We start from the raw sequence: 12273 nt of genomic DNA on the forward strand, positions 1-12273 counted from the left end.
CCGCGTGACCGCGCGGCCAGGCTTAAGGAGAAATGCAATGAAACGCACTGACGACGTGTTGCTCGTGATCGACGTGCAGTACGACTTCATGCCGGGCGGCGCACTCGCGGTGCCGGACGGCGACGCGGTCGTGCCGGTGATCAACGCGCTCGCGCAACGTTTCGACCAGGTCGTGCTGACGCAGGACTGGCACCCGCGCGAACACGTGTCGTTCGCCGCGAACCATCCCGGCCGCGAGCCGTTTTCCACGCTCGCGCTGCCGTACGGCGAACAGGTGCTGTGGCCCGTGCACTGCGTGCAGGACACCGAGGGCGCGGCGCTGCATCGCGACCTCGACATTCCGCACGCGCGGCTCGTGATCCGCAAGGGCGGCGACGCGCAGGTCGACAGCTATTCCGCGTTCGTCGAAGCCGATCGCACGACGCGCACGGGGCTCGCCGGCTACCTGCGCGAGCTCGGCGCGAAGCGCGTGTGGTGCTGCGGGCTCGCGACCGACTATTGCGTCGCGTGGTCCGCGCTCGATGCGCGCGCGGCCGGCTTCGAGGCGGCCGTGATCAACGACGCATGCCGTGCGATCGACCTGAACGGGTCGCTCGCGCACGCATGGCAACAGATGCAGGCGGCGGGCGTCGCACATGTGACGTCCGCGGGCGCGCGCCCGACGGCGTAGCGCATTCCTATCCGATTCAGGACATGATGCAGGACCGAAGGAGACTCGCATGACCGAAGCCGTAATCGTATCGACCGCACGCACGCCGCTCGCGAAATCGTGGCGTGGCGCATTCAACATGACGCACGGCGCGACGCTCGGGGGCCACGTGGTTGCGGCCGCGCTCGAACGCGCGAAGCTGGACCCCGCGCGCATCGAGGATGTGATCATGGGCTGCGCGAACCCCGAAGGCGCGACCGGCGCGAACATCGCGCGGCAGATCGCGCTGCGCGCCGGGCTGCCGGTGAGCGTGCCGGGGATGACGGTGAACCGTTTCTGCTCGTCCGGGCTGCAGACCATCGCGCTCGCCGCACAGCGGATCATCGCGGGCGAGGGCGACGTGTATGTCGCGGGCGGCGTCGAATCGATCTCGTGCGTGCAGAACGAGATGAACCGGCACATGATCCAGGAGGGCTGGCTCGTCGAGCACAAGCCGGAGATCTACTGGAACATGCTCCAGACGGCCGAGAACGTCGCGAAGCGCTACGGGATCGCGAAGGAGCGGCAGGACGAGTACGGCGTGCGCTCGCAGCTGCGCGCCGCGGCCGCGCAGGAAGCCGGGCGCTTCAACGACGAGATCGTGCCGATCACCGTGCGGGCCGGCATCGCCGACAAGGCGACGGGCCGACTGTTCACGCAGGACGTGACGGTGTCGGCCGACGAGGGCATCCGGCCCGACACGACGCTCGAGGGCGTCGCGAAGATCCGTTCGGCCGTGCCGGGCGGCGTGATCACCGCGGGCAACGCGAGCCAGTTCTCGGACGGCGCGTCGGCGTGCGTGGTGATGAACGCGGATGTCGCGCAGCGCGAAGGGCTGCAGCCGCTCGGCGTGTTCCGCGGTTTCGCGGTCGCCGGTTGCGAGCCGGACGAGATGGGCATCGGCCCGGTGTTCGCGGTGCCGAAGCTGCTGAAGCAGGCGGGGCTGAAGGTCGACGACATCGGCCTGTGGGAGCTGAACGAAGCGTTCGCGGTGCAGGTGCTGTACTGCCGCGACACGCTCGGGATTCCTGACGATCGCCTGAACGTGAACGGCGGCGCGATCGCGGTCGGCCATCCGTACGGCGTATCGGGTGCGCGCCTGACCGGCCATGCGCTGATCGAAGGCAAGCGGCGCGGCGTGAAATACGCGGTCGTCACGATGTGCATCGGCGGCGGGCAGGGGGCTGCCGGCCTGTTCGAAATCGTCTGATATTTGTGCGCAGGAGGGGCGGCCGCGGCTTTCGGGGGACCGAAACCGCGGCCGCGATGCGAATCGGCGAAATCCGTGGGCGATTCGTAAGAAACAGGAAGCAAACGCCATGCATTCGATGCTGCCGTTTCCCCTTACTTGTCAAACGATTTGCCGCACCTATACTTGCTCTGACATTTGCCTTTCGGCGGGATGGGCCGACGCGTGCGTCGTACCGGCGCACGTGACGCGTTTCCGGTAGCCGGCGAAGACGATGCATCGCGCGTTTCCGGCACCGTGGGCGTTCGAACCACGCAGCAGACCGAAACGGGGACCAAATTGAGCACGACCTATGCAGCCGGGGAACCGCCGCGCGTCGTCAGCGCGGCCGCGAAGCTCTACGCAAAATGCCTGCTGGTCGGTTTTGCATTGCTGCCGGCCTATCTGATTGCCTATCTGTGGTTCTTCAGCGACCCGCACGTCGTGTTCGAGAACCACGCATTCCATGAAATCGCGATCGCGGCCGCGACCCTCGAAGGCGCGTTCGTCACCTACGTGACGTGGGTGTGCTACCGATCGTCCGGCGAGCCGCTGCTGCGCTGGCTGACGCTCGGCTTTCTCGGCTTCGCGATGATCTACGCGCTGCACGGTCTGTTCACCGGGATGGCGCACCACAACATCTGGCTGTTCCTGCTGTACGGGCCCGCCTCGCGCCTCGTGATGTCGATCCTGCTGCTGACGGGCCTGCTGTCGTATTCGCAGCCGCCCGATCGGGTGGAGAAGCGTACGCGCGCGCGCACGTGGCTGCCGTGGGTCGTGTTGTTCGTGACCATCAACGTGGCGGTTGCGTACATCGCCTATTCGCCGGTCGCCGGCGCGCCGGGTACGCGGCTGTCGATGGAAGGCGGCGCGCTGGTGTTTTCGCTGCTGAACGTCGGCGTGCTGCTCGCGCGGCGCATCCGGTCGCCGCTGATGGTGATCTACGGCGTGTCGATCATGGCGTTCGCGCTGTCGTCGCTCGCGTTCATCCTCGGCAAGCCGTGGAATCACATGTGGTGGCTCGCGCATGCGATCTTCGCGGGCGGGTTCTTCCTGCTCAGCTACGGCGTCGTGCAGGCGCTGCAGACGACGCGCTCGTTCTCGGCGATCTACAGCCAGGAAGACCTGATGAGCCGGTTGTCGGAATCGATGGCGCGCACCGAGAGTGCGTTGCAGGAACTGCGCCGCACGAACCAGAAGCTCGAATACATGGCCGCGACCGATCCGATGACGGGCGCGTCCAACCGCCGCCAGTTCATCGCGCAGGTCGAGCGCGAGATCGTGCGCGCGGAACGCGACGGCACGCCGTTTTGCCTGCTCGCGCTCGATCTCGACAACTTCAAGAACATCAACGATGCATACGGGCACCAGATCGGCGACGAGGTGCTGCGCGGCGTCGTGCGCCAGTGTCTCGAGGCGATACGTCCGGCCGGTGCGCTCGCGCGAGTCGGCGGCGAGGAGTTCATGGCGCTGTTGCCCGAGATGCCGCTCGAGGGCGCTCGCATGACGGCCGAGCGCGTGCGTTCGTCGATCGCGAGTTCGCCGTTCGGGCTGGATTTCAAGCGCGTGCAGGTGACGGTCAGTGTCGGCGTCGCGCAGTATGGGGTCGACGGCGGGACGGTCGATGCGTTGTTGCGCGCGGTCGATGAACGCTTGTATCAGGCGAAGCGGGACGGGCGCAATCGCGTGGTCGCGCACTGACGGACGAGCGCCGCGCATCCGGCGACGTGGCGGGCGCGGATGCAGCGCAATGGCGGCGCGATGCGATGTCCGCGCGGTTTGCGTCCGGCCTGAATGAAGCCCCGTACGCGAATATGCGTGCGGGGCTTTCGTTTCATTGGTGCATCGTCTGGCGCGCCGCGATGGCCGCCGCCTGCTGTGGCTGCGCATCCTTCATCCGCTCCATCGCCTGCCACCAGTACTTGCCGGTCCGCAGTTGCGGATCACGAATCGCGAGATACGTCGTACTCCACAGCTGCGCCGCATTGGCCTCGGTCGCGTCCGCGCTGCGCGTGCCGAACGCGTCGGTCTGATACCGGCCGTTCACGTACGACCACGTCCACATCTCCGACGTGCGCATGTCGCGCCCGTTCGAGATCACTTGCCAGATCGTCTGCCGTGCCTGCGTCAGCAGCGCGCGTGTCGTGTCCGACAGATCCTGGCGCGCGAGTTGCCGATCGAGCCCGGCGACCCACATCGCCTGCTGCCACGACCAGATCACGGTGCCGTGATACGCGGAACTCGTGAACTTCGGCCACAGTGCCTGGCTCGCATACGCGGGGTTCGCGATCAGCATCCCGACATCGGTGACGAGCCCGGTCGGGAAGGGCCGCGTGACGTCGGCGACGATGCGCTGGAGTTCGTCGTCCGTCGGCGTGCCGAACAGCAGCGCGAAGCCGCCGTCGGAATTCATCACCGGAACCGGCGTGCCCTGTTGGTCGAGCGACAACGCGTAGAACATGAGCGGCGCGCCCGGCGCGGTGCCGGGCGGTACCCCGGCCGACGGCGCATACGCCGACACGTCGGTCGCCGCCTGTGCGGCCGGCACGCTCACCTGGAACAGCGGCGGCGCCTGCCGTTCCCACGTGGCCGCTTCGGCCGCCGTGTTCGCGAGTGCCGCGCGTTGCCCGGCGTCCAGGTACGGATCGAGCAGGCCGCGCGTGAGGAACGCGTTCGCCGCGCGCAGCGCGGCCGGCACGAGCACCGCGTTCACGTCGTACGGATAGACACCGCCGCCGAGCCCGTCGGTGCTGTCGCGCCAGTTGCCGACGATCTCGCCGGGCCGCAGGTGGATCAGGTTCGCAACCGACGGCTGCTGCGCGAACGGCTGCGCGGTCGCCGCGACGTTCAGCAGGTTGACGACGAGCCGGCTGCCATTGGTCTGACCGTCGCCGCCGCGTTGCGCGAGATAGGCGGCCGCGCGCGCCTGGCCGCGCGTGTCGTCGATCAGCCACGCCGCCGCGATCGGCGCGAGCAGGTAGTCGCTGTCGATCATCTTGTAGTCGTAGGTCGGCGTCGCATCGTTCGGCCGGCCGTGCTTCGCGTTGTCGACCAGTGCGAATTCGCCGATGCCTTCCTCGTGCGCGACCTTGCCGTCGTTCGACAGGCGGCTCAGTACCGACGTCAGGCCGGCCTCGATCGCCGCCGGTTCGAGCACCGGCATCAGCATGCGCACCGAAATCAGCGTGTCGCGGCCGAAATACGTGTCGTACTGCCACGAGCCGGCCAGCAGCTTGTCGTGGAAGCTCAGGAATTCGAGCACGTTCTGGCTGACCGGGTCGGGGTTCGCGGACGGGGCGAGCAGGTCGGCGCGCGTGATCGGCGACATCGGCGTCTCGCCCGACAGCGCGTCGACATGCAGCTTCAGCGTGCGCGTACCGGCCGCCGCGCGCAGCACCAGCTTGCCGTCCGCGGCCGTCGCGATGCTGCCGCCGTCCCGCAGCGTGATGCGCAGTGCGTAGCCGGGGGCGCCGTCGAGCCGGTCGCGCTGCCATTGCGCGGCGCTGCCCTGGATCGTCGGGGCGGTGACGATCTCCGGCGGAATCGTCGCGCCGCCGTTGAAGTCGCGCAGGAAGCGCACGTTGCTGAGCACGCCCTGGCGGATCGTCAGCGTGTCGGTGTCGACCGACACGTCGGCGCCGATGCCGTACAGCGGGCGGCCGTGCGGGTCGGGTGCCGACAGTGCGGACGGCGGCGTGTCGAGGCTCCAGTTCACCGGCTGCGCGGTGTCGTCGAACCACAGCCCGGTGCCGCTGTTGCCGGCCGGAAACACGACAAGCAGACGCGGCTTCGTCGACGAGCGCACCAGCAGATGGGCCGCGACCTTGTCCTGCCGGTAGAACGCGTTGATCTGCCCGCCGGCGTCCATGCGGAACGACAGCGCGGCGCTGGAAGAGGGCGGCGGGTCGTTTGAACGGACGTCGTCGTCGTTGCAGGCGGCCAGCAGGGCGGCGCAGACGAATCCCAGACACAGCGATTTCGTGAAGCGATGCATGTTCATGACGACCCTCCTGACGGCTGCGATTTTTTTATCGAAATGCCCGGATGAGCGGACGGCTCGATCCGCTTCGTTCTGCGTCGCAGGCATTCGGAAAATGCCGGATTAATCGCGGTGTGATGCTTGCGGGGCGGATTGAACCGCTTTTTTAATCGGGGGAGCGATAAAGGGTGAATATGGAAAACGATAGCCCACACCACCCGTCACGAAACGGGTGAAGTCGATGGAGAACACTTTCGGTGGGAGAAGGATGAGGCTCTGTCGGTGCTGAAAAAGATCAGATGAAAGATGTTGTAGGGGATTCTAGATTTTCATGAAAGCCAAAGTCAATCATGCTCGATCAATTTCGATGTGTTTTATTTGATTTCCGTAATTATTACCCGGTGAGCCGGTAAAAGATGCAATTCCGTCGAAATGAATAATGAATCTGGATAACGACCGGTCGATTGATTCGAAATGGCGCTTCAAATCGAAGATTAATCGGCAATGCATGAAACGCATGGCGACTGCAATGTCGTCCGCCATGACCGTTGTGCGAAGGGATCGGTGGCGGGCGCGGCAATGGCCGATTCGAAAAACGCGAAGCACAGGTCGTGAAAGTTGCCTTGATGGCCAGGCGTAGCCGCGCCTTTGACGGGTAACCACGAAGTTCGCGTTACCACGAGTTGTTGCACATTAGCGGTTGCGGCTTCGCGCGCTGGCCCGTCTTGGGGCCGGGCAAATCACCATACGATAGAGGGCACCTGACAACGGGTTTGCGCGCGGCTTGCCATGTAAGCGTCTTCGATCGTTGGTATTCGCGTGATCTCGTGCGGTATCACAGGAGCATCCACCGTTCATTTCGTTATGTGGGGCGACATGCGACTAGCTGATTTCATCGTGCGGAACATGGAGTCGATCCTGGTGCAGTGGGAAGCGTTTGCCGCCACGCTGTTACCGGCCGCAAAGGGCATGGACTCGTTCGCGCTACGCGACCATTCACGGCAGATCCTGGAGGCCGTGGCCAAGGACATCGGCACCCCGCAAACGCGGGACGAGCAACACGAAAAATCGCTCGGGCGCGCGCCCGAGCCGATGAACGCCACGGAGACCGCCGCGCAGACGCATGCCGTGCTGCGCGCCCGAAGAGGTTTCAACATCAATCAGTTGGCGGCCGAGTATCGGGCGCTGCGTGCCAGTGTGTTGCGCCTGTGGATCGACGAGTGCCAGCCGGGGCTGCCTCACATGGACGACATGATTCGTTTCAACGAGGCGATCGATCAGGCGCTCGCGGAATCCGTCGCTTTCTTTACCGAGCAGGTCGAGCAGGCTCGCAACTTGTTGTTGGGCATGCTGGGTCACGACATGCGCACGCCGCTGCAGACCATTCAGATCACGGCGACTTATCTGGCGGCGCTCAATGCGGGAGAGGAAGTATCGGAGGCCGCGGCCCGGCTGATCAGAAGCGGGGGGCGCATGCAAGGCCTCCTTGACGATCTCTGCGATTTCAATCGAACCCAGCTCGGGCTGGGCATCAACGTTGTTCCGCGCAATGTCGATCTCGCACGTGTGCTCGCCAATGTGGTTGACGAACTGCGGGCGGCTCATCCGGATCGGGAAATCGAGGTCGACGTAAGCGGCGACCTCCGGGGGGACTGGGACGATCAGCGCATGCAGCAATTGCTGAGTAATTTGGTGAGCAACGCGATCAAGTATGGCGCGTCCAAAACGCCGGTGCGGGTGACGGCGGTATCGGCTGACAAGGAAGTGCTCATCGAGGTTGGGAATAGAGGGCCGGCGATGGACCGACTCACGCTGGAGCGCATTTTCGACCCCCTTCAGCGCGGAGCCGACCAATCGGCAAGTGCGAGTGACGATGTCGGGTTGGGGCTCGGCTTGTACATCGCCAGCGAAATCGCAAAGGCACATCACGGCCGTATTGACGCGCGGTCCGATCCGACGGAAACAGTATTCGAGGTGCGCCTGCCGAGAGGCGCGTGAACCGTGGTTCGCGATGGCGGCCAGCCATGCGGGGCTTACAACCGGAATGCGGAGGGCGATTCGCCGATCGCGAATACGATTTCCTTTCCGGCAATCCCGTATCGATACCGTCAGCGCTTCTAGCCAGATGGGCGCATCTCAAGATGCCGTCCATTCGCGCCGGCAAGTTTGGTACGCTTGTCGGCTGCTTTCGCTAGCCGGATCGTGACGTCCGCAAGTGGCACGGTGAAAAAGCGGGTATCGTGGTTGGCGTCTTGAACTTGTCCCGGCTTGGATACCCGCTTTTTTCCCGGCCGGGCGCGGTTTCGACGAACGCGAGCGAACGATGAACGGGCTGTGTAACGCCCGGCTGACAAGGGTTCTGGGCGAACCGCCGAACCAACACGAACAGGAGCAACGGAAGTGATCAGACATATCGGCATGTGGAAGTTGAAGTCTGATTGCACATCGTATGTCACTGATTTTAAACAGTTTGTAGTTATGTGGTTCGCATCGGTACCCGCTTTGATACCCGCATTTCTCGTGGCAGGGGTGCGAGAGATATCAAAGTTCTGGTACTCATGTGATAGAGTCGCGAGAAAACACTACTTTCAACCGGAAAAACGCGATGGTCAAACCATCTCACGATCGGTGGCAGGGCGAGCACGCACGTGTCACCTTCTTCGGGGACCCTTTGACGTTCGCCCGAGAGGGTGACGTATGGAAGCGGCTCATGGGCAAGGAGCCGGAAGCGAAACAGACGAGACCGCAAGAGGGGATCGTGTCCGAGGATGGCGCGTTCGGCGCTGGGCGTCTTGTGGTTAATCAGGCGGTGGGGCGAGTCGACATTGCGGTCACGGCGGCGCCTGTTTTGAACTGGCCTACGATTGGCAAGATGGAGGATGCTTATCAGAGCTTGTTCCAACTTCTCCAACCGCACTTGTCGTACTTCCGATCGAGCTTTCGTGTGGGTGTTGGCGGTGCAGCGACCGTGAGGACCAACAGTCGGAAAGAGTCGTATGAAATACTGCAGGAACTGCTACCGGATTTCAACATTCGTCCTGAGGCGCGGGATTTGTTTGTTCAACTAAACTATCCTCGAACCCTCCGGTCCGTACCGGAGATGCAGGTGAATCGATTGGGGAAATGGTTCTCCGGCGTGATCGGCGTTGCGCCAATGCACCTAATTGCAACTGGCGGGAGTAGTGTCTCTCTTGGGGAGATGGTTCGGTGTGAGACTGATGTCAACACAGCCCCAGACAAGAAGCTCGCGCTTGTAGATGACAAAGCACTGGATTCGCTTCTTGCTGAACTGAAGGATCTTTCGATCGAGTTGTTGTATGAAGGGGCGCAGCCATAATGCAAGCGATATTCAACCCCCGTGTGAACAGCTGGACACCTAACGGTTTTGCGGTCCTCTCTGAGGATCGGGACGATGATCTTGAGTGGTCAATCGGTTCTGTGCAAATGCCAGGGGCACTCACGTATTCGGTTCCAGCAACGACTCGGTCTGACTACGTCAATGATCCGGTTGCGCTTATGGGCGGTGTGCTGATGAATGGAACATCGGGGCACGTTATGCGCAAAATGAAATCACTCGGCGGAATAGTCGGAATAGTGAGCATTGTCCCTGAGCAATGCAGTGCGACTGCCAGCGTGTCTGTTACCGACTCGGTTGTGAATCTAATGTGCCGCCTCTCTGCCGACGGTGAGGTGACTCACGCTGTCAAGGTTGCATTCGGACGAGTGGAGCGTAGTTTTGCTGAATTCGATGTGGACTTGGTAGATGAACTGCTGGCGAAGGTTGTCGAAAATAAATCATATTTGCATGCGCGCATTCTAACTGGACTGTTGCGCTCGACTTTTCGCGCAAAGGAACACTTGTATAGCTGGAATAATCTCCTCTTGGCAACTCGCGAAGAATTGCAAGGGAGGGGGTTGAATACGCAGAGGTTGCTCTCAGGGTTGCGATAATTGGATGGCTACGGTTCATTTAGAAGCTGAGGCGTCGTTTGACGAACTCCGCCACATTGGCGTTGCGATTTCTGGATCCGAGCGTCAGCGGCATACGGGCGTCCTATATCAATTTGAGAGCCAGCCGGTACGCCTATTGCACTTGGCATTCCATCATGCGCTCACAAATGAATCGCCTAGTGCGGATTATGGGTGGGTTCAGTGTCAAGCTTTAACGGATGATGAAGCCCATGACTTCGCAATGTGGATAAACGAGGTATGGGCGCAGAATGCGAATAACATCCCGTACAGCATTAACTATTGGAAGGGTGCCCACTTTTCGCCAGATGGTAAATTTGTTCCAGCCGCGTCTGGCGATGGCCTAACGTGTGCTACGTTCGTGATGGCTCTTTTCGAGAATTTCGGTTGGGAACTCCTCGACACGGAAAATTGGTCGGGGCGAGACTCGGATCGCGAATTTCAACAAAATGTCGTTGACGCATTGGCTAATCCAAGGTTTGTTGTGCAAACTGAGGAGGCGCGAAATCATCGCGAGGCTCAAATTCAGTACATCGGGAGTGCCGCCCGGTTTCGACCGGAAGAAGTCACGGCTGCGGTCGGTGATTGGGATTTTGCGCCAATACCACAAGATGAAGCAGAGGCGGCAGGCGAAGATGTATTGGATCAAATGCGTGAAAAAGGAATGCTGCGGCCGTCACGCCGTTGATTGAATAATCTAACTAATTTTAACCGGCTTGTGATCTGCGTTCATATTAACTGAAAGGACGAACTTCCGCCTGTCCGAAGCGTTCCTCGGTCTGTGGTCCGCCTTGTAGCCTTGCTCCTACCGTTCCTCTCCGGAGCTACTGCGTTGCCGTCAAGGCATCCCTGCGCGTTCCCTCTCGGCGCGCAGGAGATGCGGCAGGCGCTGGAAATCACCCTGTCCGCCTCCGAGCCCGCCCCGATCGGGGACATTCGTGTCGACGTAGTCGAACTACTTCTGAATGTGGTCGAGCGACATTCGCAGCGCCAGGATTTCGAGGATCAGCCAACGCACCTGTAGACCGGTGTACTCGCGCCACTCGTGCGGATTCGTACTATACCAATTCGTAAAAGTTACTTGCGCATCTGCTAGTCTGAACGGGAGCGTCGGCATGGAAAGGGACATCTTGCCGTCTCGCTTGATGTGAATAATTTTATTAGCGAGGTGACCATGGCTATTACAGTTTTTACGCAGAATCCGAAGATCCTGCATGCGGCGATTCGGGAAGCAATCGACGAAAAGAAGATTGATACTTGGGCTTACGACAAAGATGGGGATTTTTACCATACACCCGATCAATGGAGGGGGGAAGCGTGGCTTCGGCCCTACGAGCAACAGGGTATGCTTACTTTTGGCCTCGTTGGGTGTGAAGGTACTCAGATGACCAAGATTGTTTACGGCGTGTACCATGGCCGTTTCATCGAAATGTTGTTGACTCACTTTGACACGGAATTTAGCAATGCAAGCGCGACAGCGCTTCAAGATTCCGTCGACCTGTTTAAGTAAATTTGGAGGAGGGCGACTCTTCGTGTAGTCGCTTCAGTATCGGGACGAGGGTACGCCAAAAGGACTCTCGCCCCGATCTACCTGCGGTAACTAGCAAGAGTCAAGCGGGAGAATTCGCCTTGCAAACGGCTGCGACGCGCCGGATCTATTTTGTTCCGCCTTCTGGATCCCGGGGCGAGGCGTGCTTACGCACAAAAGATCGCTGCAAGCCGGCTTTGTCGTTTTCTACTAATTTGCTACAGCACGGAGGGAGAGTCTTGCTAGACAAGCCTTGCGCTCTATGTCCATCCCCTGAACGACAGGGGCGAATGGGCGATTGCCCAACTTGCAAATGGTGCGAGGCAGCGACAGGGTCACTCAGCCGTGTGCAAGAATGAGCACTTCCTGACGACGAGAAATGACGATGTCACTCATTGATGACATTCAGGCAGCGGCGATATCCGATACAGGGGACGTCTCGGCGTTGCTGAGAAAATGTAAGCTGCTGGCTGCGAGGCTTAATCATGCAGAATTCGGAGCGTGGGTAGACCACGAGTTGCGCGGTTATCCAGCTGGTTCTCTGCTACCACTATATAGACGTGTCAGCGCATTTTCATATGGAGATTTTGCGGGCGCATTTGGCAGCAGTGCGAGACTTCAGATCCCTGTGACCATTCTGCCGGAGCAGGTGCAGGATCATTATCGCGTTGCAAAGCTTGACCAAGCGATAAGCGCATACGAGCAATTGTTAAGAGGGGACGGGGAAGGATCCGCTCGCCTGCCGTGGCCCGTCGACTTTCCCTCAAGTACGCCTCGAAGCTGACACCAAATATGCAGTGTGTCTCTGCGTGGATGGAGATCCCGCTCGGGGCGATTCATATAATGATTAACGAGGTCAAGACGACGATTCTCGGCTTCGC

The 12273-nt window shown here is 61.2% G+C and carries 10 protein-coding genes; 9 read left to right on the plus strand and 1 reads right to left on the minus strand.

The window, feature by feature from the left end; genetic code table 11:
• Positions 1 to 37 precede the first annotated feature (37 nt).
• The 3 genes from pncA (at position 38) to U4Z64_RS08050 (ending at position 3617) form a co-directional block, all read left to right on the plus strand.
• The gene (gene pncA / locus U4Z64_RS08040) at positions 38 to 670 is read left to right on the plus strand and encodes a bifunctional nicotinamidase/pyrazinamidase (protein WP_044843660.1); all 633 of its coding nucleotides are present in this window, start codon (positions 38 to 40) and stop codon (positions 668 to 670) included.
• Positions 671 to 719: 49 nt separating this feature from the next.
• A complete protein-coding gene (locus tag U4Z64_RS08045; protein WP_257771443.1) occupies positions 720 to 1898 on the plus strand; it encodes an acetyl-CoA C-acyltransferase in 1179 nt (392 codons plus the stop codon).
• 318 nt (positions 1899 to 2216) lie between these two features.
• Complete coding sequence (locus U4Z64_RS08050; RefSeq protein WP_321800898.1) at positions 2217 to 3617, plus strand: sensor domain-containing diguanylate cyclase; 1401 nt, start codon at positions 2217 to 2219, stop codon at positions 3615 to 3617.
• A 133-nt stretch (positions 3618 to 3750) separates the two neighbouring features.
• Here U4Z64_RS08050 and U4Z64_RS08055 read toward each other — a convergent pair whose 3' ends face one another.
• Complete coding sequence (locus U4Z64_RS08055) at positions 3751 to 5910, minus strand: hypothetical protein (protein WP_321819642.1); 2160 nt, start codon at positions 5908 to 5910, stop codon at positions 3751 to 3753.
• Positions 5911 to 6771: 861 nt separating this feature from the next.
• Between U4Z64_RS08055 and U4Z64_RS08060 the strand changes: the two genes are divergently transcribed.
• The 6 genes from U4Z64_RS08060 (at position 6772) to U4Z64_RS37605 (ending at position 12176) form a co-directional block, all read left to right on the plus strand.
• On the plus strand, positions 6772 to 7893 hold the full coding sequence (locus tag U4Z64_RS08060; protein WP_321809186.1) for a sensor histidine kinase: 1122 nt from the start codon (positions 6772 to 6774) through the stop codon (positions 7891 to 7893).
• Positions 7894 to 8605: 712 nt separating this feature from the next.
• Complete coding sequence (locus tag U4Z64_RS08065) at positions 8606 to 9232, plus strand: hypothetical protein (protein WP_321819633.1); 627 nt, start codon at positions 8606 to 8608, stop codon at positions 9230 to 9232.
• On the plus strand, positions 9232 to 9846 hold the full coding sequence (locus tag U4Z64_RS08070; protein WP_321819634.1) for a hypothetical protein: 615 nt from the start codon (positions 9232 to 9234) through the stop codon (positions 9844 to 9846). Before U4Z64_RS08065 ends, U4Z64_RS08070 begins: the two co-directional genes overlap by 1 nt.
• Positions 9847 to 9850: 4 nt before the next feature.
• The gene (locus tag U4Z64_RS08075) at positions 9851 to 10552 is read left to right on the plus strand and encodes a hypothetical protein (RefSeq protein WP_321819635.1); all 702 of its coding nucleotides are present in this window, start codon (positions 9851 to 9853) and stop codon (positions 10550 to 10552) included.
• A gap of 486 nt (positions 10553 to 11038) precedes the next feature.
• On the plus strand, positions 11039 to 11374 hold the full coding sequence (locus tag U4Z64_RS08080; protein ID WP_321819636.1) for a hypothetical protein: 336 nt from the start codon (positions 11039 to 11041) through the stop codon (positions 11372 to 11374).
• Positions 11375 to 11777: 403 nt separating this feature from the next.
• Positions 11778 to 12176: a hypothetical protein gene (locus tag U4Z64_RS37605; RefSeq protein WP_415750556.1), complete on the plus strand. Its 399-nt coding sequence runs from the start codon at positions 11778 to 11780 to the stop codon at positions 12174 to 12176.
• Positions 12177 to 12273: the final 97 nt, after the last annotated feature.

Source organism: Burkholderia sp. BCC1996 (assembly GCF_905339955.1).
Taxonomy (GTDB): Bacteria; Pseudomonadota; Gammaproteobacteria; order Burkholderiales; family Burkholderiaceae; genus Burkholderia.